Annotated in this window: 16 protein-coding genes; 5 read left to right on the top strand and 11 right to left on the bottom strand. The window is 66.9% G+C overall.

Annotation, left to right across the window (positions count from 1 at the left end; genetic code table 11):
- The first annotated feature begins 77 nt into the window (after window positions 1-77).
- Window positions 78-869 (top strand): bifunctional hydroxymethylpyrimidine kinase/phosphomethylpyrimidine kinase, encoded by a 792-nt coding sequence (thiD, locus tag VEW47_08995; GenBank protein HYS05315.1) that lies wholly within the window; start codon window positions 78-80, stop codon window positions 867-869.
- A gap of 13 nt (window positions 870-882) precedes the next feature.
- The gene (gene dinB, locus VEW47_09000; protein HYS05316.1) at window positions 883-2,133 is read left to right on the top strand and encodes a DNA polymerase IV; all 1,251 of its coding nucleotides are present in this window, start codon (window positions 883-885) and stop codon (window positions 2,131-2,133) included.
- 16 nt (window positions 2,134-2,149) lie between these two features.
- Here the strand turns inward: dinB and VEW47_09005 are convergent, their stop codons facing one another.
- The 4 genes from VEW47_09005 to VEW47_09020 all read right to left on the bottom strand — a co-directional run bounded on the left by VEW47_09005 (window position 2,150) and on the right by VEW47_09020 (window position 5,171).
- Window positions 2,150-2,701: a peroxidase-related enzyme gene (locus VEW47_09005; protein HYS05317.1), complete on the bottom strand. Its 552-nt coding sequence runs from the start codon at window positions 2,699-2,701 to the stop codon at window positions 2,150-2,152.
- Window positions 2,698-2,958, bottom strand: coding sequence for a zf-HC2 domain-containing protein (locus tag VEW47_09010; protein ID HYS05318.1), 261 nt, complete (start codon window positions 2,956-2,958; stop codon window positions 2,698-2,700). The genes VEW47_09005 and VEW47_09010 overlap by 4 nt, the downstream gene beginning before the upstream one ends.
- Complete coding sequence (locus VEW47_09015) at window positions 2,951-3,628, bottom strand: sigma-70 family RNA polymerase sigma factor (protein HYS05319.1); 678 nt, start codon at window positions 3,626-3,628, stop codon at window positions 2,951-2,953. The genes VEW47_09010 and VEW47_09015 overlap by 8 nt, the downstream gene beginning before the upstream one ends.
- A gap of 127 nt (window positions 3,629-3,755) precedes the next feature.
- Window positions 3,756-5,171, bottom strand: a complete 1,416-nt coding sequence (locus VEW47_09020; protein HYS05320.1) for a GWxTD domain-containing protein — start codon at window positions 5,169-5,171, stop codon at window positions 3,756-3,758.
- Window positions 5,172-5,290: 119 nt separating this feature from the next.
- On the opposite strand from VEW47_09020, the gene VEW47_09025 reads away from it, so the two are divergent.
- The gene (locus VEW47_09025) at window positions 5,291-6,394 is read left to right on the top strand and encodes a DUF2235 domain-containing protein (protein HYS05321.1); all 1,104 of its coding nucleotides are present in this window, start codon (window positions 5,291-5,293) and stop codon (window positions 6,392-6,394) included.
- A 10-nt stretch (window positions 6,395-6,404) separates the two neighbouring features.
- On the opposite strand, the gene VEW47_09030 is transcribed toward VEW47_09025, so the two are convergent.
- Both VEW47_09030 and VEW47_09035 read right to left on the bottom strand, forming a co-directional pair.
- Complete coding sequence (locus tag VEW47_09030) at window positions 6,405-7,241, bottom strand: hypothetical protein (protein HYS05322.1); 837 nt, start codon at window positions 7,239-7,241, stop codon at window positions 6,405-6,407.
- Between the two features lie 81 nt (window positions 7,242-7,322).
- On the bottom strand, window positions 7,323-8,177 hold the full coding sequence (locus VEW47_09035) for a hypothetical protein (GenBank protein HYS05323.1): 855 nt from the start codon (window positions 8,175-8,177) through the stop codon (window positions 7,323-7,325).
- Between the two features lie 117 nt (window positions 8,178-8,294).
- Between VEW47_09035 and VEW47_09040 the strand changes: the two genes are divergently transcribed.
- A complete protein-coding gene (locus VEW47_09040) occupies window positions 8,295-10,133 on the top strand; it encodes an amidohydrolase family protein (protein ID HYS05324.1) in 1,839 nt (612 codons plus the stop codon).
- A gap of 35 nt (window positions 10,134-10,168) precedes the next feature.
- Here VEW47_09040 and VEW47_09045 read toward each other — a convergent pair whose 3' ends face one another.
- Window positions 10,169-12,109: a M48 family metallopeptidase gene (locus VEW47_09045; GenBank protein ID HYS05325.1), complete on the bottom strand. Its 1,941-nt coding sequence runs from the start codon at window positions 12,107-12,109 to the stop codon at window positions 10,169-10,171.
- A 125-nt stretch (window positions 12,110-12,234) separates the two neighbouring features.
- Window positions 12,235-13,053, bottom strand: a complete 819-nt coding sequence (locus VEW47_09050) for a hypothetical protein (GenBank protein HYS05326.1) — start codon at window positions 13,051-13,053, stop codon at window positions 12,235-12,237.
- A gap of 193 nt (window positions 13,054-13,246) precedes the next feature.
- On the opposite strand from VEW47_09050, the gene VEW47_09055 reads away from it, so the two are divergent.
- The gene (locus VEW47_09055) at window positions 13,247-15,235 is read left to right on the top strand and encodes a PQQ-dependent sugar dehydrogenase (protein ID HYS05327.1); all 1,989 of its coding nucleotides are present in this window, start codon (window positions 13,247-13,249) and stop codon (window positions 15,233-15,235) included.
- Between the two features lie 31 nt (window positions 15,236-15,266).
- On the opposite strand, the gene VEW47_09060 is transcribed toward VEW47_09055, so the two are convergent.
- The 3 genes from VEW47_09060 to VEW47_09070 form a co-directional block, all read right to left on the bottom strand.
- Window positions 15,267-16,799: a hypothetical protein gene (locus tag VEW47_09060; protein ID HYS05328.1), complete on the bottom strand. Its 1,533-nt coding sequence runs from the start codon at window positions 16,797-16,799 to the stop codon at window positions 15,267-15,269.
- Between the two features lie 75 nt (window positions 16,800-16,874).
- Complete coding sequence (locus VEW47_09065) at window positions 16,875-20,837, bottom strand: LAGLIDADG family homing endonuclease (GenBank protein ID HYS05329.1); 3,963 nt, start codon at window positions 20,835-20,837, stop codon at window positions 16,875-16,877.
- Window positions 20,838-21,341: 504 nt separating this feature from the next.
- Complete coding sequence (locus VEW47_09070) at window positions 21,342-22,343, bottom strand: bifunctional methionine sulfoxide reductase B/A protein (GenBank protein HYS05330.1); 1,002 nt, start codon at window positions 22,341-22,343, stop codon at window positions 21,342-21,344.
- Window positions 22,344-22,467: the final 124 nt, after the last annotated feature.

Raw genomic sequence — 22,467 nt, forward strand, 5'->3', positions numbered from 1 at the left:
AGCGTGTCCGGACCTTCCCGTTGCTCCCCGGCAGCGCGTTCGATATAGTGGCCCCGACACGCTCCTGGGGAGGCCCGATGAAACGTGCCCTGACCGTCGCCGGCTCCGACTCCGGCGGAGGCGCCGGCATACAGGCCGACCTCAAGACCTTCGGCGCCCTCGGCGTGTTCGGCACGTCCGCGATCACCGCCGTCACGGCGCAGAACACGGTCGGCGTCACGCGCATCCAGACCATCGACCCGGACGTGGTCGCCGCGCAGATCGAGGCCGTCGCCCAGGACATCGGCTTCGATTCCGTCAAGACCGGCATGCTCGCGAGCACGGCCATCGTCGAGGCGGTCGCCGCAGCGCTCAAGAAGTTCCGCGCCCCCAACCTGGTCGTCGATCCGGTGATGGTCTCCAAGAGCGGCACGCGCCTTCTGGACGAGGACGCCGTCACGACGATGAAAGCGCGCCTCCTGCCGCTCGCCGAGATCGTCACGCCGAACATCCCCGAGGCGGAGGTCCTCTCGGGACACACGATCGCGGACGTCGAGGCGATGCGCGACGCCGCGAAGCGCATCTTCGAGCTCGGCCCCAGGCGCGTCGTGATCAAGGGGGGTCACGCCGAGGGGCCCAACGTCGTGGACCTCTACTACGACGGCGAGCGCTTCGAGGAGTTCAAGGCGGAGCGGGTCGTCACCCGCAGCACGCACGGCACCGGCTGCACCTATTCGGCGGCCATCGCCGCCTATCTGGCGCACGGTCTGCCGCCCCTGGACGCCGTGGCGCGCGCCAAGGAGTTCCTGATCGCGGCCCTGCAGACCGCCCCCGACATCGGCAAGGGGATCGGCCCGGTCAACCACTTCCACGCCTTCCACAAGGCCTGACCGTCCCGCGGCCATGCCCTCGCACCCGCGCGTCATCCTGCACGTCGACATGGACGCGTTCTATGCGGCGGTCGAGGTGCGCGAGGAGCCGCGCCTCGCGGGACGACCGCTCATCATCGGACACAAGGGACCGCGCGGCGTCGTGTCGACCTGCTCGTATGAAGCGCGGCCCTACGGTGTGCGCTCGGCGATGCCGTCGATCGTCGCCATGAGGCTCTGCCCGCAGGCCACATGGCTGCCGGGACGGATGGGGCTCTACGTGGAGGTGTCGCGGCGGATCCGTTCGATTTTCGACGACTTCACCCCCCTGGTCGAGCCACTGTCGATCGATGAGGCGTTCCTGGATCTCACCGGGGTCGTGGCCGACCTCCGCGGAGGCGCCGAGACCGCGCGCCGTCTCAAGGAGACGATTCGCGCCCGGGAGCGGCTCGGGGCCTCGGTCGGCGTGGCACCGACGAAGTTCCTTGCCAAGGTGGCCTCCGATCTCGAGAAACCGGACGGCCTGGTCATCTTTCCGCTCGAAGATGTGCCGGCGCGGTTGTGGCCGCTGCCGGTCGAGCGCCTGTGGGGCGTCGGTCCGAAATCGGCCGCCCGGCTGCACCTCCTCGGAGTCCGGACGATAGTCCAGCTCGTCGAGACCGGCGAGGACCGGCTCGCCGCGGCGCTGGGGGAGGGGCCGGCGCGTCACCTCCTGTCGCTGGCCCGCGGCGAGGACCTCCGGCCTGTCGTGCCGGATCGGGCGTCCAAATCGATCTCGGAAGAGCGCACGTTCGCCGCGGACCTGTGCGATCCAGACGCCATCGAATCGGAGCTCCTGGAGCGGTCGGAGGGGGTGGCGCGCGAGCTGCGGCGCGAGGGACTGGGCGCGCGGACCGTCCGCGTCAAGGTCCGCGCCGGCGATTTCACCACCTGGACGCGGGCGCTGACGCTGCCGGCCCCGACCTTCCTGACGGAGGAGATCTACGCCGCGGCGTGCGACTTGTTCCGCACGCGCATCCGTCTCGGAGGGAGGGGGGTCAGGCTGCTCGGCGTCGGCGTGACCCACCTCGCGCCGCCCGGCTCCGGCCAGCTCGATCTCTTCGCCGATCCGGTCCACGAGCGTTCCGCGCGGGTGGCGCGCGCTTCCGACACGCTGGCGGAGAAGTTCGGCGCCGGCATCGTGACGCGCGCGCGTCTTTTGAAGCGGCCGCGCGGCAAGGACGGGCGCGCGCGGCCCGGACCGGGGAAGCCCCCCCTCGCCTCGAGTCTGCCCACGGTGGACTGAGTCCCCTGACGAGGGCTCACTCTTCGCTCACAGCCGCCTTCGGATTCTCGTCCGGCACGGTGCCCAGTCCCGCCGCCAGGCAGTTCAGGAAGGCGCTCAGCGCGGTGACCTGCACCGCCTCGAGGATCTGCGCGTCGGCGAAGCCGTGGGCGCGCAGGGTCTCGACGTCGTCGCGCGTCATCCGATCGGGACGGCGCGTCAGCTTCTCGACGAAGTCCAGGAGGGCCTTGTCGGTCCCGGGAATGTCCGCCGAGCGATGGTCGGCGGCCAGATCGTCCGGGTCGAGCCCGCCCAGATCGAGATGACGCAGCATCTCGCTGTGGCGGGCGACGCAGTAGGAGCTCAGGTTGGCCACCGACGCCACGAGCATGATGCATTCCTTCTGCAGCCTCGACAGCGCGCCGTCCTTCGCGACGATCGCGGCGTAGAGATCGGTCTCGGCCTGCACCACGTCCGGCCGCAAGGTCTGGGCCCGGAACAGATTGGGAACGAACCCGAGGCTCTGGCGGAAGGCGATGAACGGCTCGAACAGGGTTTCGTCCAGGGGGGACTCGCGGAGAAAGCTCATGACTCCTGGCCGCCGGAATCCTTCGTGGTGCAGCCGGCGGCCCGGATTCTGGCCATGATCTTCGCGGACATCTTCGCCGGCAGCTCGAACGAGCGGCACCCGGTGATGATCTTCACGGTCCTTTGCGCCGAGTCCGCCACCACCTGGCACGGGCGGCAGTCCGACAGGTGCTCTTCGAGCTCGCGCCGCAGATCGGGCGCCAGCTCTTCGTCGAGATAGTCGCCCAGCTCGTCGAGCAGGTCCTTGCAGCTAATCACGGCCGCCCTCCCGCCCCTTCGGCACGGGCCTCCCCCCGGTCGTCTGCCTGAAATGCGGCGCCAGCGCCTCGCGCAGCATCAGCCGGCCGCGCAGAAGCCGTGTCTTCAGGGTCGCGACGTTCAGCCCGAGCGCGGTCGCCGCTTCCTCGGTGTTGAGCTGCTCGAGGTCGCGCAGCATGACGACCACGCGGTACTTCGCGGGCAGCTTCTTGATCTCCTTCTCCACGATCTCGCGCACCTCGGCCTGCGAGTATTTCTGCTCCGGGTTCTCATCCCACGGCCGGACGCTGCGCGGGCGGAAGGTCTCCTCGTCCGCCGCGTCCCACTCGTCGAGGTTCCGGTTGAATTTGCTCCGGCGCCGGCGCAGGACCTCGAGCCCCTCGTTCATGGCGATGCGCAGAAGCCAGGACGAGAACTTCGAATGACCCTGGAACTCCCCGATGTTCTGGTAGGCCTTCAGGAACGTGTTCTGCACGCCGTCCTCTGCGTCCGACTCGTTACCGGTGATCCCGAGGATCATCCGGTAGACCCGCCGCCCGTGCCTGTCCACCAGCTTCTCGAATGCCTCCATCTCCCCGGCCTGCGCCCGCGCCACGAGCGGCGCATCGGGGTCCGTACGGAGGACCGCCTCCACGGGGACCGGGGCGGTGTCCAGAGGGAGTGGTTCCATGGGAGGGTTGCCTTTGGGGGACTCCATGGCCTGTTTTTCCCTCTAGATGATCGCGCCCGCGGGGAAGATTCGCTCGACCGCTCCCTAAGTGTACCCTGGAGTCGTTCCAAAGCAACAGCAGGCCCCGTCAGCGGACGACCCGGAAGGCCCCCCGGCCCTCCGCTTTCGCAGCGGTGCGGTTGTCGGTGACCCGGACGCGCACCTGGTAGCTCCCTTCCGGCCAGCCCAGGAGCGGCAGAGAGTAGGCGTGTGACTCGCTCGTCTGGTGCTTCAGCGTGACCGGCCTGCCCGCCTGACGAGGGTCCCCCTCGGTCTCGAGGAAGAATTCATACGTCAGTTCGAGGTCGGTCGTGGCTCCACCCTTGTGCTCGGCGTTGTACACCTCGAACGTGAACCCGATCGTCTCCCCGGGATGGAAGGCGCTGTCGGGCTCCGGGATCAACGCCGGCCCGCCGCTTCCGCCCGCATCGTCGCGCAGCCGCCCCACGGCGATCGAGCTGAGGGCCAGACCGCGACCGAAGTCGGGCGCGTCGATCGCCTCGGTGCGTCGGATGCCCCGGTGGCTCTTCGTGTCGAGGATCGTGACCATAGCCGTATAGGCACCCGGCTCGATCGTGAACGAGCCCTGGAGCAGAAATGGCCGGTCCATCGAGGCCGAGGCGGCCCCCGCGGACCGCAGCGTTTCCGAGAAGCTTCCCACCGGCTTGTTCTTCTTCGGATCGTCGATGGCCACGGACAGTGTCACCTCGGGCGTCTGAACTCCGCCGTCCCCGCCGCGAAACTGATCCTTGGGCAGCGCCAGCGTCACCGCCACGCGCGTCGAGCCGCGCTTGACCCTGTAGAAGTCGTAGCGCAGACGACAGTCCAGAGACGCCGTGGCGAAATCGGCCCGCACGCTCGCCACCGGGAACTCCGTCATCCGGAGCCGCCCCTTCATGATCTGGGGCGTGCCGTTTTCAGAGCGCACGGCCAGGAAGGTCTCCCCCGCCGGCGGTCCGTCGGTTTCGGCGGTGGGGTCCCAGAAACGGAGCGCGCCCCGCCCGACGTACTCCTGGTGCCCCATGCGGTATTCCCCCTCGCTGTTCCTGCCGAATCGGAACGTGACATCCGGGTCCGCTTCCGGATGCGGCGGCACCTGATACTTCCAGATCTCGGCGGGCCCCTTCGTTTCGCGCCTGTCCGGCGGACCCATCAGGATGTACACCTTCCCGCGGTCGGTCTTCCATCCCGGTGTCATCGCCTCCCTGAACAGGCGGTCCGCTGCCTCGACCCGCTTCCAGAATTCCGTCCGCCGCTCGTTCGACTCGGTGCCCGGGGTCGGATCGAGCGCCGCCCAGAACCTCTCGATGAACGCACCGCGCTCCTCGTCTGTCGCCAGCGACTTGTACCCGTGGTCTTCCTGGACGACGAGGATGTAGCGGACGGGACCCTGACGCCAAGCGGCATCGGGGACGTCGATCTGCGCGTCTCCCGTCGCGGCGAACGACGGCACGAGGAGCCGGCAGGCCAGGACGTGAAGGATCAGAAAGGTGCTGCGACGCATCATGGATCGGCCCGGCTGTGACGCGAGGATACCAGAGAGCCGGTGGATCCGCTCTCGCGGATTTGACAGCCGCGGCCGCGCGTGATAACCGTACGCCCCGCGCTCGACGCGTCTCTCACATGCCCAAGAGCCTGATCGTCTGCTGCGACGGAACCTGGAACTCCTACGATGACCCCTGTCCGACGAATGTCTTCAAGCTCCGCAATCTGATCCTGCCGGACGGGCCGGCAGGCGTGCGGCAGTCCGCCTACTACGATAGCGGGATCGGCACACGCGGCTCCTGGATCGAACGCACCTTCGACGGCGCGACCGGGCGCGGGCTCTCCGAGAACGTCCGCCAGGCGTATCGCGCGCTCGTCGACAACTACGAGCCCGGGGACGCCCTGTACCTGTTCGGATTCAGCCGGGGAGCGTTCACGGTGCGCAGCCTCGCGGGGCTGATCCGCAACTGCGGCATCCTGCGCCGCGACCAGCGGGACATGGTCGAGAGCGCCTACGACTACTATCGCGATCCGGATCCGGCGAAGCGGCCGGACACGCCGGCGGCCGAGGCCTACCGCAGGGCGCACGCCGTGGAGCCGGCGACTTTCATCCATTTCATCGGCGTGTGGGACACGGTCGGGTCGCTGGGGAATCCTCTCATGCGGCACAGTCTGATCAACAGGAGGCTGCGGTTCCACGACCTCAGCCTGAGCTCTTACGTGAGGAACGCGTTCCAGGCGCTGGCCATCGACGAATACCGCCTGCAGTTCCAGCCCGCGATCTGGCGTCAGCAGCCGCACGCGCGGGAGCAGGTCATGCGGCAGGCCTGGTTCGTCGGCGCGCATTCCGACGTCGGCGGGGGCTATCCGGACTCGGGACTGTCGAACATCAGTCTCGGATGGCTGGCCCGTCGCGCCGCCCGGTGCGGCCTTGCGATCGACGAGGCGAGCCTGAGGGGACGGCTCGGCGAATCCTACCCCGACTGGATGTCGATGCCGCACGACTCCCACCGCGGCTTCTACACCTGGTTTCCGTCCAGCCCGCGCGCCATCGACAGGCCGGCCGCGGACAAGGGGGGACGTCCGGCCACGAACGAACGGCTGCACTGGACCGTGATCGAGCGCTACCGGCAGGACCTGGGTTACCGCCCGGTCGCGCTGCTCGAGTACATCCGCAGGAACCCCGGCGTCCTCGAGGGGGAGCCGCGCAGCAACACCCTTTTGGAGAGCCCCGATCTCTGAGGCTCCTCCTTCAGTGCCGCTGCTGCCGGTACGGGTCCGGAGCGAATCCGGGCTCCAGGAACCCGCGGGCGGACTCGCGGCGTGACAGCGGGGTGTCGCACGGGCGATCGGGCGGGACCACGCCGAGGCGCACCAGGGTGTCGCGATACTCGTAACGGAGCTCGAGCAGGGCGCTCGGGGCGTCCTCGGCATCGAAGGCGACCTGCACGACGTTGTGATCGACCTCGCGGCCGATGCCGGTCGCGGCCAGATAGCCGAGGCTCTCGAGACTCTTGCGCTGCTCCGTGGATGGAGCCGCGGAGGGCTCCGGGGCCCTGCGTGAATCGGCGCCGGAATCCTGGCGCCGCTCCTCCCCCTGGATCGGGATCGGCAGACTCCTCTTCTGGCGGAAGACCGCGGCGGCGACGATGCCGAGGTTCTTCGTCCGCCCGAGCCAGGAGCCGTACGATCGATCCTCGGTCGTGAAGACGAACCGCCGCGCCGTGCTCGTGCTCGTCTGCCAGCCGTCGAGCGTGATCGTCCCGTAGGGCTCGAGGATCCACTTGCGCGCCTCCGACGCCGTGGTCGTGCGCGCGTCGATCGAATTGAGCCCGTCCACCGAGAGGGCGATCGCGACGCGCTCGCCGGTGCGGTTGCGCAGCCGGACCGAATACTCGCGGCCCCTCACGGCCTCGACGTAGCTGGTGCCGCGGCCGGCGTATTCCTGAAGCGGCGCCCCGTCGATGAGGATCTCCATCGAGCAGGACTCGCGATCCAGGGCGAACGCCGCGCCGGACGGCACGAGGGGCGTCAGAAGCGACGCGAGAGCGAACACGAAAAGGGGAAGCCTGCGAACGAATCGGGACATGACCGGCCACCTCCATCGGGCCCCTCACCGCGGACCCTGAGGATTCGACAGTCCCGGGACCCTGAAGTTCCCGCGTCCCGATCAGGGCCACGACTTGAGGTACGGGAACACCTGGCAGGCGATCTCCTGGGGTGGCCGCCGGGCCATCAGGCAGACCCGCACATCCACGCTTTTGTAAGGCCCGCGGCGGTACTTGCGGATGAGGACGGAGGAGGTCCCGCTCCCGGCCTGCACGTCGGCGGAGCCGGTCCCCCTCTCGAACCCGGTATCGGGAACCTGCCGGCCGCCCTGCATGCGCGCCATGGCCGCCAGATAGACCGAGCGCGGATCGGAGCCGAACTGGCCGGCATAGCTGTAATCCACGGTGACGAGCAGGGACGAGTCCGCCGGCTCCACACCCCGGAGGTTCCACACGGCGTCGCGGCGATGCTCCGGCTGCGGCGGACCGGTCAGGCTGAAGCGCAGGGGGAACTTCCGGCAGGCCTGCCTCGCCCTCCCGTCCGCGGCGGGCGCCCCGACGAGACAGACCTGGACCGACTCGATCGGGTAGGCTCCCGGGCGGTCGGCGCGCAGGTCGATGGCGAAGCTGCCGCTCCCTTTCGGGACTCTCGTCGTCGACACGGCAAGGCCGGGCGGCAGGGGGCCGCTCGATCCGGCCGGGGTGAGCAGGACACCCGCCACATCGAGCCCCAGATCTCCCGTGTAGGTGTAATCCACCGTCACCCGCAGCTCGCGCTCCGACACGCCCGTGGATGAGATCCCGCGGATCTCCGTCCTTGAAGCGTCGCCGGGTGGACGAACGCCGCCCTTCGCGCGGCCGCCGATGATCCCGGCGGTATAAAGGGCGGTGGTGAGGGCCGCCACTGCCCCGACGAGGCCGGCCAGGCCGGTGAGGATTCCGGGAAGCGTCTTCCAGAAGGACTCGCCTTCGGACATCAGGCCCTCGTGGAGGAAGCGGCGTGCACGACAGGACGTTGCGCGAGAGTATAAATGATGCGGCCTGGGCGCGCGACCCCCGGTGGTAGGATGGCCGCCGCATCCTCTGGAGGGATCATGCGCCGGTCAAACGCACTCTGTCGGGCACTCTTCCGTCTGTCCACCCTGACGCTCGTCGTCCTGCCCCCGGCGGCGATCCTTGGCGCGGCCCCCGCTCGTCCCGCTTCAGGGGAGGCCGACCTCCAGGCGGCGCGCGCGCTGTTCGAGAAGAACCTCGACGCCATCCGCAGGCGGGACCGCGCCGGCTATCTGGCGTGCTACCTGCACGCCGACACTCTCGCCCGCACCGGGTTCGAAGGATCGACGCTCGGCTACGATTCGTTCGTAAAGGAGTCGGGGGACGACTGGCCCGATCTGTTCGAGGGGCTGGACCTGCAGCTCGTCCCCGTCCGGCCCGGGCTGGTCTACGGGACGTATCGATACCGGGTGCTCTACGGTCCGAAAGAGGACTCGGGGATCTCCGAGCGGTTCTTCGTGAAGACGGGCGACGGCTGGAAGATCGCGGTCACCACGGCGTTCTCGGCGCCGCCGGCCACACCTCCTCCGCCGCGCGCTCTGGTCGGCGCGACGCTCGTGGACGGCACCGGCGTCCCTCCGGTCCCCGACTCGGTCGTCGTGCTGCGCGGGGGCAAGATCGACTGCGCCGGCACGCGGGCCCAGTGTCCTCCCCCCTCGGGGGTCGCGGTAGTCAATCTGAAGACCTTCTACGTCACGCCGGGGATCGTGGACGCGCACGTGCACTTCTCGCAGACCGGCTGGGCCGACGGCCGGCCCGATTCGATCGACGTCCGCGACCGCTATCCCTACGACGAGGTCGAGGCCCGCCTGCGCGCTCATCCCGAGCGTTTCCTGCGCTCGTATCTCTGCTCGGGCGTGACGGCGGTCTTCGACGTCGGCGGCTACTCCTGGACCTGGGACCTCAGGGCGCGCGCCGACGCCGACCCCCTGGCGCCGCACGTCGCTTCGGCGGGGCCCCTCCTGTCGACCCTGGACTTCTGGCTCAATCTTCCGGCCGAGAGGCAGTTCATCTATCTCGGAACCGAGGAGGACGCGCGCGCCGGCGTGCGCTACCTGGCGTCGCACGGCGCCGACGCCGTCAAGGTCTGGTTCATCCCTGTCGCCGAGCGGAATTTCGATGACATGGCGAAGGCGGTCCTGGCGGCCGGCGACGAGGCGCGCGCCAGGAAGATACCGCTCATCGTCCACGCCACCGGGCTGAAGGAGGCCACGGTCGCCCTGCGGGCGGGTGCGTACCTGCTGGTGCACAGCGTCGGCGACGTCCCGGTCGACGCGGAGTTCCTGCGCCTGGCGAAGGAGAACCGCACGATCTACTGCCCGACGCTGACCGTCCTCGACGGCTACCGTCGTCTGCAGGAAGCGGCCGCGGGAAAGAGCGTACCGGCCATCGATGACCCGAACGGCTGCGTGGACCCCGAGACGCTCTCCCACGTGGCCGAGACCGCCCGTCTGTCGGTGAAGGACGCCGACCCGCAGACTCTGGAGAGACGCAGGCAGCGCATCGCGACCTTCAACACGGTGGGGCCCGCCAACCTGAAGGCGGTCCGCGATGCGGGCATCACGATCGCCATGGGGACCGACGCAGGCAATCCGCTGACCCTGCACGGTGCCTCCGTATATGCGGAGATGGAGGCGATGCAGGCCGCCGGGATGACGCCGATGGAGGTCCTGATCGCCTCGACCCGGGGCGGTGCGCTGGCGATGCATCGTCTGGATCATTTCGGCACCGTGGAGAAAGGGAAGCAGGCCGACCTGCTCGTGGTCGCCGCCGACCCGGCCCGCGACATCAAGAACCTCCGGCAGATCCGCTACGTCATCAAGGGGGGCGTCGTGCGCGCGCAGTCGGAGCTGCACCCGGCGGCCCCCGCGGCACGTTAGAAGCCGACCGCGCCTTCGTCCCGAGCGTCGGTGTCTCAGGCTCCAGTCGAGGGCTGCGCCGTGCCCGCGATCTGGACGCCATGGACCGCGGCGATGTTCTGCCGGATGACGGCGGTCATGGCGCGCTCGATCGACTCGCGGTCGGGGAAGAGACTCCAGGCGTCCTCGGCGTCCCGCGACGAGGTCCCCGTGCCCGAGGCGTTCATCGCGCGCACCCAGGCGATCCGGTCGGCGGGGGACGGGTGGCTGTCGTACGGGGAGGGCTTCGACTCGAGCGCCTCCTTCACGCTCGTCTCGACGCCGGTGGCGATCGGCGGGCGCTCGGGCCTGTAGGTGTAGAGGTTCTCCAGCGGCCGCTTCGCGTTGATGACTTCGTTGAGGGTCGCGTCGGCGTGCGCGTTGAAGCGCACGGCGCGCGCCACCACGTGCCGCAGTCCCTCCTCGAACGCCCGCGATCCGTAGGACAGGGCGGCCCAGCGATCCGCCAGCACTTCCTGAAGCCGCGACGCCCCCTGCGAGATACGCAGGAAGACGCGGTAGAACCCGATCACGAACAGCCACGCCGGGTTGTACCAGGCGGCCGCTCCGCCGCGTGCGATCCCCTGCCCCATGGTCAAAAGCGATCGACGCACCGCCAGCGCGAACCCTCCGCCCGCCGTGTCCCGGTTCGAGAAGTGGCCGTACTCGTGGGCGAGAATCGCCTTGAACGGCCCCAGGCGCATCTCCTCGAGCGCGGCCGCTCCCAGGATGAGACAGCGCTCCGCCCGACCGCGCGCGCGGGCGAGCATGCTGCGCCCCCGCTCCATGACCGCGACCTGGGCGCCCGGCGTTATGTACACGTTGTCCACCGTGCGCGTCCCGACCCGCTGCGCGACTTCATCGAGCACGGTCTTGAGTCGTGAGTGCCGCTCCAGATCGAGACGCTCGCCGGGGTCCTGGTCCACGCCGCGGACGAACAGGCTCCGGGCCATGGCCGCGAGGGTGTAGAGGGTGATCGCTCCGACGACGAACACCAGCTTGATCGGGATCTGGCCCAGCCGCAGGAAGGCGTAGATCGTCCCGCCTCCCGCGGCCAGCACGAGGAACGCCACGATCGGGACAGAAATGTAGTAGTACCCGCAGCACAGCCAGAGCACGCCCTGATAGATCCGTCGCAGCCGGGCGTCCATCCCGGTCACGGCCCCTTCGTATCCGGACGGCACCTGCCCCGCGGCGCGCAGCGCCGCGCGACTGAGGATGAGGCCCGCCACGAGCAACGCACCCAGGACGCCGAGCCAGATCCCTCCGGCGGGGAGCACCAGCGCCGCCACGTGCGACATCGACCAGCGGTCGCGGCGCAGCAACTTCAACTGCTGCCGGTAGGCCTCGTCGGGGAGCAACCCCGCGTCGTGCGCCTTCTCCAGATGATCGACCGCCTCGTCGTAGCGTCCGGCCTCGGCGGCCCGGATCATCTGGAAGAAGTGGGTGATCCCCTCGTCGGGGTAGCGGGTCGCCATGTTTCCCACGCAGCCCTCGAGGATCCTGCGCTCGCCCCTCCCGAGCGCCGCCTGGCACTGCACCGCCAGGGCGAAGATGTTGCCGGGCTCCATCCCGGCCGCGCGCGTCGCCAGTTCCAGGGCCTCGATCTGGTCCGGCGGACGGCTCGGAAAATTCGGCGTGCCCGCCATGAGGGCGCGGGCCAGGGCCGCCAGATTGTCCGCCGATTCCTTCTGACGCACGGCATTCCTGCAGAGCGCGACCGCCATCTCCCTGTGCCCCTGCGCCAGCTCCTCGTTGCATTGCCGGCGCAAGGCGTGCGCGAACGAGGGCACCCTGTCGTAGACCTGCCCGTAGAGCAGGCAGGCCGTGGCATGGTCCGCCCGGTCGCGCGCTTCATTGGCTTGCGTGAACAGGCGCGCCGTCTCGGGATCCGAGTGTTCCAGCTCCGCCGTGAGCCGCCCGTCGATATCCCTCCCCTGCCTCTCCATCTCCGACATCGGTCGAGAGATCGTTGCCGCGGACGATGATTCGGGCTGTGGCGGGTTCTGGAGGGCGAGGGTCGGCGGGCCGCCGAGCAGACCGACCGCGAGCGAAAGGACCAGGAGAGGAATTCGAATCGGGTTCAGGGACAGGCGCCCCGAGCGGCGTCGATCCGCGCGTCGCAGGTGCCGTCCCTGCCGGGGTCGCCTGAGTCGTAGGTCGTGCCCGCGACGCCGCCGTGCGCGCGGACGAGGTACCAGAACGCCTCGCCAAACGGAGGATCGGACGAGCCGGCGACGGGAGAGGAGGGGACGTCGCTCCCGAGGCAGCCGGACGTCGCCGCGGTGAAATCTCCCCCGGTCCCGCGCAGCACGCTCACGCTTCCGAAGACGGCGTCGTAGCCGGGCGAATCCGGGAACAGGTCCCAGACGAGATCGGACGGATCGACCCGCAGGCTCAGCGTCACCGGCCGGGCCGGCGCGGCCTTCAGGTAGAAGGCTTTGTCGTTGCAGTAGAAGCCGTGGATGCTGATGGCGATGTCGATGAACGGAAAGGGTGCGGTCACGGGCACGAGCCCGCTGTCGAACTTCTCGGGCGGCGCGCCGTTCTCGCTGAGATTGACAAGGAGTTGCTGCTGCGCGGTTCCCTTCCAGCCGATCAGGTACCGGCCGCTGCCGGTGAAGGTCTTGCCGAGGACCGGGACGGTCCAGTTGATGTCCAGCACGTCGTAGACGATGAACGGCGGCTGGAAGCCGCTGAAGCTGAGCGTGAATCCCCCCTTCGTCCCGTCCTGGAGCAGGATGGGACACATGCACGGCGCGAAGCATCCCTCTTCGTACCGGGTGTCCGGGAGCAGGACGTACGGGATCGGGAAGGGGGACGTGCCGTTCGACTGGGCGCCGGCCGGGAGGACAGACGCCGCAAGAATGATGGCCAGCGTGAGAGCCGCGATCGAGCGCATCGAGATCCTCCTCTCGAGATTCTTCGCGCCCCCCGAATGTCCCCGCGAAGACATCTACCCGGCGTCCCTCCGCGGACCCCGGAACACCTGACCGCACTGCCTCTCGTGTGCGTGGATTATACCAGCCTCGGCGCGTCAGGGCAGGTGGTCAATTCCGACTTGCCTGACGGTCGAATCGCCGTATAGTCCCCCCATGAGCCGCCGACTCTCTGGCACCCGCATGCGGACGTCGTGCATCGGCGTCACGCTCCTCATTCTCGCGGCCTTCCCAGCCGCGGCGCAGACGGTCAACGATCCCGGGCTCCAGGTCGAAATCATCGCCGGCGGTCTGGCGCAGCCGACGACGATGGCCTTCATCGCGGACAACGACATCCTGGTCCTGCAGAAGGGGAACGGACAGGTGCGCCGGGTCATCGGCGGAGTCGTCCAGGCGGCCCCGGTGCTCGACGTGGCCGTCGACTCGGCCAGCGAGCGGGGGCTGCTCGGCATCGCCCTAGACCCGGACTTCGCGGTCAACCGGCGCGTCTTCCTGGATTACACCGAGAGCGCGACCGGCGCCGACACGGCGGGCTCCCCGGTCCCGCTCGGGAACCGGGTCTACCGGTATACCTGGGACGGGACCGCGCTCGTCAACCCGGTGCTGGTGCTCGATCTGCCGGTGACGTCCGGCCCGAATCACAACGGCGGGGTCCTGACGTTCGGCCCGGACGGCGCCCTGTACGCCGTGATCGGCGACCTGAACCGCGGCGGCAAGCTGCAGAACTTCCCTACGGGCCCCGCCCCCGACGACACCGGTGTGATCTTCCGCGTGGACACGAACGGTGCGGCGTTCGCCGACAATCCCTTCTTCAACCCGCTCAACCCATCCGACCCGATGAACCGCTACTACGCGTACGGCGTGCGCAACTCGTTCGGGCTGACGATCGACCCGGTCACAGGCGCCTTGTGGGACACGGAGAACGGACCGGACGCGTACGATGAGGTGAACCGGATCGTCCCCGGTCTCAACAGCGGCTGGACGCAGATCATGGGACCCGACCTCCGCGACCCGCAGGGGCAGGGCGACCTCTGGGTCGCCCCCCGATCCGTCTACAGCGATCCGGAATTCTCCTGGGCGATCCCGGTCGCCCCCACCGCCCTCGCGTTCCCCGCCAGCCCGCTCGCCGGATGCGGGCAGCTGCACAACCTCCTGGTCGGAGACAACAACTGCGGGCAGCTCTACCGCTTTGTGCCGAATGCCGCGCGCGACGGCCTGGCGTTCTCCTCGCCCGCGCTGCAGGACCTGGTCGCCGACAACAACGCCGCGATCTGCTCCGCGGAGATGTCGGAGATCGTCTTCGGCTCGGGCTTCGGCATCGTCACCGATCTCGAGAACGGACCGGACGGGAGACTGTACGTCGTGTCTCTCACCCAGGGGAGGGTGTATCGCATCGGCCCCAAGCCGGGCGCCTTCCCGGACGCCGACGGCGATGGAGCCGCCGACGCATGCGACTGCGCCCCCTCGGACGCCGGTTCATACGCCGCGCCCGTCGAGGTCCCGCGCCTGCGCGCCACGGGCGTGGCGCCGACCGATCTGAACTGGGATCCCCAGGCGGCTTCGGCCGGCCCCGGCACGGTCTACACCGTCGTGACCGGTGACTCCACCGTGCTCAGGAGCGACGGCGGATTCGCCTCGGCCTGCACGCTCAGCCGCGGCGTCGCCGCCACGAGCCTTACCGAGACACGTCCCGATCCCCCGGCCGGCTCCGGGTACTACTACCTCGTGCGGGCAGAGAACGCCTGCGCCAACGGCACGTTCGGAGAGCCTCCGCTCGATGCGACCCTGCCGCCCGACTGCCCGTGCAGCGCGCGTACCGGCGGAGCGATGATCAGATTCGGGATTCAGAACGAGTCACTGACCGTCTGGGTGACGAACGGCCCCTTCATCGACCGGGCGGTGCAGCTCCTCGCCACGGGCGGCCGTCAAGTCCCGATCTTCGGAACCCTTTTCGACGGTGCGGCCTGCGACCCCCAGTGGACCTGGCACGTCGATCCGCAGAACGTCTCCTTCGCCGACGCCGCCATCGAGCTGTGCGACGGCCTCCCCTCCCACATCGAGGCGAACAAGGCGTACTGGCTGGGTACCGTGAAGTCGTATTGTCCCTGGTCGGCGGTGGTCACGGCCATAGACGACCGACGTTGAGGCGCGGCTCGATCCTCGTCGGTATTAACCATTATTGCTCAACATCTGCAGCATGGGCCGCTTTCGGCTCTTTCATGCCCAGAAAGGAGCGGAACATCGGATGCACGTGAAAGCGCTGGATGTTCCGGACATTAATGTTCGATACCTGGTGAGGACCAACATAGCTGCTGCCGCTTCTTCTGAGCGCCTTCAGCCCGCCAACAGCGTAGGCTCGCAAGAAGCCCACGCGCCAGAGGATCTCAATCAACAGTTCGTGATCCTGATTTTCAAGCCATCTTGCTGCGGGATCCGTCGGATGTTCCCCCGTAATAATCCCGAGGCACACCTCCTCAAGATCAGTTCTCTCCATCAGGTAAGGACGTCCCCGGAACACCTCGAAGACACTTAGAAGGCCGGGATACTGAAAACGATACTCACCGGCGATGTCTCTTGTTCGTGCCTCTGAGTAACGAAGTTCCGCCCGACTAATGACTGGATAATCAATTGGGACTACCTTACTTAGGCGGCTCTCCTCAAGTGCGTCCGAACAGAACTGAATAATTTCGCGTGGCCTATACAACGTTCTGTCAATCATGTAATTGAAGGAATTTGCCCCCCGGTATTGGAGCACCTCGGCAAATATGGCGGCCCAGCAAGCGTCATTAGTACCTTCGACGAATTCTGGCAGGCTGTGTCGAATTCGGCTAGCGATGACAGACTTCAAAGATGGTTCATCCCAGTGGATCGTCTCAATTATGTCCCGGTACTTCTGAGTATCTTCATAGAGCACCGGGATGCTATCGTACAGCTCTTGTCTTAGAGATACGTACACGGTCAATTGGGGATTAAATTCGTTTAGCGAGATCGCTGCCTGGAACAGCCCCGCGACAAACGCCTGTGCATTTTCGGACGCGTCCCATCCACGATCGAGCTCGTCTACGAAAACCAGTGCACGGCGTTGTCTGAGGATTTCCGATAGTGGAGCGAGCAGAGGCTCAAGTTCCTCAAGCTTGTAGAGTCGGGCCAGTTCTCTCGTTTTAAGAGCTGCCTCAAACTGCCCAACTTTGATTCCTTCAATTCGCTTGAGATAAGAGATCAGAATGGCGGCAACATTGCCTTGGGAATTCTGATAATTATCGCGAAGGTATTCGTAGATCCGTGCGGCCCCACCCCTCTTCAGCGTTGGACCAGATTGCGTTAACGCCTTCATTACTAATACTAGGATGAGGAACTTCCATGCAGCCGCGAAGGCTCCATGCTTTACCCAAGAGCCTTCTCCTTGAGAACGGAGAGTTTGAGCAAGCATCTCGTATGAATAATCCTCGGGACGCATTTCGAGGACCGAGGCCCCTGCGCTCCTCGATCTTTCGGCAAGGACCTTGAATATTGCGCTCTTGCCGGTCCCCCGGTTTCCAAGAACGATAGTCTTCTCACCTCGAGCAACTCTTTGGTAGGTTTCAGAGTCGACGAAATACTCAACAAGCCCCTGTTGAATGTCTCGTTCGGCTGCTGGTGCACCAAATGTTAGACGACTTATGTCCATTTCTGCTTTCCCCATCAATCGCTCTAAAGCGAAGGGGGCCAAACTTGGCCCCCTCTCTGAACTACCGCGTCCACAGCCTTTGAGGAGAACTCCGTACTCCCCGTATTGAATTCTCCCCTACGAGCACCCGCTCGTCGCGCCGCAGTTGAGACACTTGTAGCACGCCGCGTTCCTGACCATGATGCTGCCGCAGTCGGGACAGGGCGGGGCGTCCTCGTCGGGTCTGAAGGCGAACATCGGGCGCGCGGGGTCGGAGACGGCGGCCCCTACGGATGAGGGTCCGCTCGGGCCGCGACCGGTGGTCGTGGTGGCGGGGCCGGGTACGAGGCTGATCGGCATGGGGCCGCCAGGGCGCGTGGGCTCTCCCGCGGTCGAGGCAGGTCCAGCCGGGGACTCGGCGTCTTCCTTCACGTGCACGCCGATCGCCCTCTGCTGATCCTTCGCCAGGAACTTCGACGCCAGCCATCGGAAGATGTAGTCCACGATCGACTTGGCGATCGGGATCTCGGGGTTGTTGGTGAATCCCGACGGCTCGAAGCGGACGTGGCTGAACTTGTCCACCAGGACCTGGAGCGGCACGCCGTACTGCAGGGCCATCGATACGGCGGTGGCGAAGCAGTCCATCAGGCCGGAGACGACGCTTCCCTCCTTGGCCATCACCAGGAAGATCTCGCCGGGCTGGCCGTCCTCGTACATGCCGACGGTGACGTAGCCGTCGTGCCCCGCTATGGAGAACTTGTGGGTGATGGCGCGGCGCTCGTCGGGGAGTCGGCGGCGCACGGCGCGCGGCTGCCCTTCGACGACGATACCGACTCCGGGGGCCGCCTCGACCTTCACCTTGGTCTGGTCCTTGCTGGTCGAGAGCGGCTGGCTGCGCTTGCAGCCGTCGCGGTAGATGGCGACCGCCTTCAGGCCGAGCCGCCAGGACTGCAGATACGCCTCGGCAATCTCCTCCACCGTGACGTCGGAAGGGACGTTGACGGTCTTGGAGATGGCACCCGAGATGAACGGCTGGACGGCCCCCATCATTCTTATATGTCCCATGTACTGGATGCTGCGGCTGCCGCGGAGCGGCCGGAAGGCGCAGTCGAAGACCGGCAGGTGCTGGTCCTTCAGGTGCGGCGCCCCCTCGATCGTCTCGTTCTCATCCACGTACTCCATGATCTCCTTGACGTGCTGCTCGGAGTACCCGAGGCGCTTGAGCGCTCTCGGCACGGTCTGGTTGACGATCTTGAGCATGCCGCCGCCCACCAGCTTCTTGTACTTGATGAGCGCGATGTCCGGCTCGATGCCGGTGGTGTCGCAGTCCATCATGAAGGCGATCGTGCCGGTCGGGGCGATGACCGTCGCCTGGGCGTTGCGGATGCCGTTCTTCGCCGCCAGCTCGTACGCCTCATCCCAGCACTCGCGCGCGGCGTTGTACAGGTCGAGCGGCACGTGCGCCGAGTCGATCTTGGCGACGTGCGAACCGTGCTTCTTGATGACGCTGAGGAACGGCTCGCGATTCTTCTCGTAGCCGTTGAACGGCCCCATCACCTCTGCGATGCGCGCCGACTCGGCGTACGCCTCGCCGGTGAGCACGGCCGTGATGGCGGCGGCGTAGTCGCGCCCCGTGTCCGAGTCGTACGCCAGGCCGCGGCTCATCAGGAGCGCCCCGACGTTGGCGTACCCCAGGCCGAGCGGCCGGAAGCTGTGCGAGTTGTCGGCGATCCTCTGCGTCGGGTACGAGGCGTTGTCGACGACGATCTCCTGCGCCAGGATCGTCGTGTCGATCGCCTTCCTGTACGCCTCGACGTCGAGCTCTCCCTGGTCGTTGCACAGCTTGATCAAGTTGAGCGACGCCAGGTTGCAGGCCGTGTCGTCGAGGAACATGTATTCGGAGCAGTTGTGAACGAGGATCCCACCCGCGACGAAGTGATGGTCGCGAGGTTCCATCAGATCGAAGACTTCCTCGCTTCCGAGGGGGGTCAACGACTCGAAGCCATCGCTCGGCGGATCCCAGTAGGCCGCGACGCTGGCATTCAGGTCGCGCAGCCTGGACGCCTTGTCGCTCCCAGGATGGAACCCGATCCAGCGCTCGAAGAGGATGCGAGAATTGCGGCTGATCCGGAGCGAGTGCATTTCCTGGACGTCGGGCATTTCGGCGGTCGTTTTGCCGTTCCGGCGGTTCTCGTAGATCTTCCCCTTGATCCCGAAGCACAGAAGGATCTGCTGCACCTGCTGCAGGAGGCCCAGGCTGGTCGAATCGAGCGACACATAGGCGTTCTTGTCCTCGGTGAAACCGACCGTGCCGTCTGTGGTGAACAGACCGCGCAGGAGCGAGGCCGAGCTTTCGCGATCGAGCCGGAAGGCGGCATCCAGAAACGCTTTCCTGGCCGACCCCTGATCGAGGACGGCGTATTGACTGACAACGGATGTGATCTCGGTCGCGGAGGTGGCGAGACGCACACCCGTATCGGTTCGCGTCACCCCCTCAATCTTGCGATCCGGCTTCACGGAGTTCAGGTAATCGACGTATTCCTCGAGGATGTGCTGCTCGGCGTGGCCCAGAGTGAGGAAGATCTGGCCCTGATCGCCGCTCTTGCAGACGTCGCCGACAGTCATCCCGATGAACTCGGCCATCTTCGAGGGCAGGTGCCCCTTGCCGAAGTGTCCGGGCACCAGGATGAGCTGGTCTCCTTCGTTCAACTCGCCGGCCGGTACGTCGCCGCGATTGGTCGTGGAGATCGGGTGATCCTTGGTGACCTTGAGCGTGAATCCGTGCTTCGTCTTCAGCAGAAACGTCTCTTTGACCCCGGTGCGGAAAATCTCGGTGACGGGGGCCAGCTCACCGTATTCGGTGACGATCCTGACCATCTTCCGTCCGACCAGGTCCTTGATCGGAACGAGCCCTTCTTCGGTGGCGACGCGCGTGTCACCGGTGACGCACGGGTTGCTGGCGTTGATCCGGCCGCTGTCCGGGCACGGATGCCAGTCGTTGATCGTGGTGTCGAACTGCATCCCGGGATCGCCGCAGGCCCAGGCTGCTTCGCTGATCATCTTCATGAGATCGCGCGCCTTGAACGTCTCGAACGGCTGGCCGCCCAGGACCCGCTTCGTGTCCCAGTCGGCGCCGTTCTCGATCGCCTTCATGAAGTCGTCGGTGACGCGGACCGAGTTGTTGGAGTTCTGGAAGAAGACGGACGAATAGGCGGGGCCGTCGAGGGCCGACGAGTAGCCCGCGTCGATCAGCGCCCAGGCCTTCTTCTCCTCCTCCTGCTTGCACTTGATGAACTCGACGATGTCGGGGTGACCGATGTTGAGGATCACCATCTTGGCGGCGCGCCGCGTCTTGCCCCCGCTCTTGATGACGCCGGCGAAGGCGTCGTACCCCTTCATGAAGGATACGGGACCGGAGGCGGTCCCGCCGCCGGCCAGAAGCTCCTTGGAGGAGCGGATGGGGGACAGGTTCGAGCCGGTGCCGGAGCCGTACTTGAACAGCATCCCCTCGGTCTTGGCCAGGGAGAGGATGGAGTCCATCGTGTCCTCGACCGAGTTGATGAAGCACGCCGAGCACTGCGGCTTCGGCTCGATCCCGACGTTGAACCACACCGGCGAGTTGAACGACATTTTCTGGTAGACGAGCAGGTGCTTCAGCTCGGCCTCGAATGTCTGCGCGTCCGCCTCGGTGTTGAAGTATCCCTGGGCGCGGCCCCAGCCGCCTATCGTACGCACGACGCGGCCGATGAGCTGCTTGACGCTTCGCTCCCGTTCGGGGGTGCCGAGGGTGCCGCGGAAATATTTCGACGCGACCACGTTGGTGGCGGTCTGCGACCAGAACTTGGGGACCTCGACGTCCTTCTGCTCGAAGACGATCTCACCCTTCTCGCTGCCGATGACGGCGGGGCGGATGTCCCATTCGACCTCGTCGAACGGGTCGACCCCGGGGCGGGTGAAGTACCGCTCAATCGTCAGGCCCTCGGCCGCTTTCCTGAGCGTCAGCGCTCCCTGGTAACCGGTCGAGGTGCGGACCTCGGCCTTGCGGTCGGTCCGTGAAGTTGAATCGGGTCTCCGCTCCTTGAGCTCGGATTCCTTCTTCATCGATACCCCCGAAAAGGTCGGGCCATCCTGAATGGCTTCCGACCGACGTTTGGACTACCCTCGCCCTGCCACGGCATACCGATTTTCACGACGAAACGACCCCGCCCGGGGCGTCTGACTTCCCGGGAAAAGCACGGCCACCGTCTCATAGATGGGGTCGCGCGACCTCCGACCGAGGGTCCAGCACTCACGCTCGCGGTGACGAAACGCGCCTCGGCCGCGATGCTCGGAGAATATCCACCGACCGGGGACGTGTCAAGGGGCGAACACAAAATGTTGGGGGCCGTCCACAGGCGTGACACAACATCCTGAGCTTTCTAGCGTTTAGTCTGTGGGCGAGCCTGTGGAAATCGTGTGCGCTGGAAACCGCCTTCCGGCAAGCCGCCGACCGGCGAGCGTTCGGCGGAGAACGTCGAGAGAGGCGGCGCGAAACCCGTTGACCGGCGCGACCTCCCGGCGCTGAAGTTTTTCATCTCGCCCCCCTTCCGTCGAGGAACCCGCTCGTCAGTCGCGGAGGTAGTGACAGGTGTACCCGCCGGGGTGCTTCTGGAGATAGTTCTGGTGGTAGTCCTCGGCCGGCCAGAACTCGGTGGCCGCGACGATCTCGGTCGTGATCGGGCGTTTCCACTTCCCCGAGGCGTCGACGCGCGCCTTGACCTTCTCGGCGATGCGCTTCTGCTCGTCGTTCTCGTAGAAGATGGCCGAGCGGTACTGGGTGCCGACGTCGTTCCCCTGGCGGTTCGGGGTCGTCGGGTCGTGCATGCGGAAGAACCACCCGAGCAAGTCCTCGTAGGACAGCTTGTCCGGATCGAAGACGATGCGCACCGACTCGGCGTGGCCGGTCCTGCCGGTGTGGACGTCCTCGTACGTGGCGTTCGGGGTCGTGCCTCCGGTGTAGCCGGCGATCGTCTCGACGACACCCGGGATGCCGCGCAGGATCTCCTCCATTCCCCAGAAGCAGCCGCCGGCGAGCACGGCCACCTCGCTCCGGCCGGTGGACGTTTTCGAGGCGGCGGGCTTGACGGCGCCGGCCGGCTTCGCCGCATCGCCCGCCGGCGCGGGCTTCCCGAACAGCGGCAGGTACTGGCCGTACCCTTCCTCCTCGAGCTTCTCGACCGGCACGAAGCGCAGCGACGCCGAGTTCATGCAGAAGCGCTGGCCGGTCGGGGCGGGACCGTCGTCGAACACGTGTCCCAGGTGCGAGCCGGCGTGCTTCGAGCGCACCTCGGTGCGGCTCATCCAGAACGTCCGGTCGGTCTTCGTCATCACGTTCGCCGGATCGAGAGGGCGCGTGAAGCTGGGCCAGCCGGTCCCCGAGTCGAACTTGTCGAGCGAGGAGAACAGCGGCTCGCCGGACACGACGTCCACGTAGATGCCGGCCTGGTGATTGTCCCAGTACTCGTTCCGGAAGGCCGGCTCGGTCCCCTCCTTCTGGGTCACCTTGTACTGGTCCGGGGTCAGGCGCTTCTTGAGCTCGTCGTCGGAGGGCTTGGTGTAGTCCTTCATGGCGTCTCCTTCCCATCGGGGAGGCGCTCCGGCCGGCTGACCGGCCGCGGCCACCCCGCCGCCCGAGCAGGCGGCACAGGCAAAAAGGACCGTGACGACGAAGATGGACGCCACGATCCTCAAT

It is taken from the genome of Candidatus Dormiibacterota bacterium (assembly GCA_035635555.1).
In the GTDB taxonomy this organism is placed as follows: domain Bacteria; phylum Acidobacteriota; class Polarisedimenticolia; order Gp22-AA2; family Gp22-AA2; genus Gp22-AA3.

Excerpts from the sequence above, each read along its gene's own strand:
- VEW47_09035 (HYS05323.1), bottom strand. The coding sequence starts at position 8,177 with ATGTCCGAAGGCGAGTCCTTCTGGAAGACGCTTCCCGGAATCCTCACC.
- thiD (HYS05315.1), top strand. The coding sequence starts at position 78 with ATGAAACGTGCCCTGACCGTCGCCGGCTCCGACTCCGGCGGAGGCGCC.
- VEW47_09030 (HYS05322.1), bottom strand. The coding sequence starts at position 7,241 with ATGTCCCGATTCGTTCGCAGGCTTCCCCTTTTCGTGTTCGCTCTCGCG.
- VEW47_09055 (HYS05327.1), top strand. The coding sequence starts at position 13,247 with ATGAGCCGCCGACTCTCTGGCACCCGCATGCGGACGTCGTGCATCGGC.
- VEW47_09070 (HYS05330.1), bottom strand. The coding sequence starts at position 22,343 with ATGAAGGACTACACCAAGCCCTCCGACGACGAGCTCAAGAAGCGCCTG.
- VEW47_09020 (HYS05320.1), bottom strand. The coding sequence starts at position 5,171 with ATGCGTCGCAGCACCTTTCTGATCCTTCACGTCCTGGCCTGCCGGCTC.
- dinB (HYS05316.1), top strand. The coding sequence starts at position 883 with ATGCCCTCGCACCCGCGCGTCATCCTGCACGTCGACATGGACGCGTTC.
- VEW47_09005 (HYS05317.1), bottom strand. The coding sequence starts at position 2,701 with ATGAGCTTTCTCCGCGAGTCCCCCCTGGACGAAACCCTGTTCGAGCCG.
- VEW47_09050 (HYS05326.1), bottom strand. The coding sequence starts at position 13,053 with ATGCGCTCGATCGCGGCTCTCACGCTGGCCATCATTCTTGCGGCGTCT.
- VEW47_09040 (HYS05324.1), top strand. The coding sequence starts at position 8,295 with ATGCGCCGGTCAAACGCACTCTGTCGGGCACTCTTCCGTCTGTCCACC.
- VEW47_09015 (HYS05319.1), bottom strand. The coding sequence starts at position 3,628 with ATGGAACCACTCCCTCTGGACACCGCCCCGGTCCCCGTGGAGGCGGTC.
- VEW47_09065 (HYS05329.1), bottom strand. The coding sequence starts at position 20,837 with ATGAAGAAGGAATCCGAGCTCAAGGAGCGGAGACCCGATTCAACTTCA.
- VEW47_09045 (HYS05325.1), bottom strand. The coding sequence starts at position 12,109 with ATGTCGGAGATGGAGAGGCAGGGGAGGGATATCGACGGGCGGCTCACG.
- VEW47_09025 (HYS05321.1), top strand. The coding sequence starts at position 5,291 with ATGCCCAAGAGCCTGATCGTCTGCTGCGACGGAACCTGGAACTCCTAC.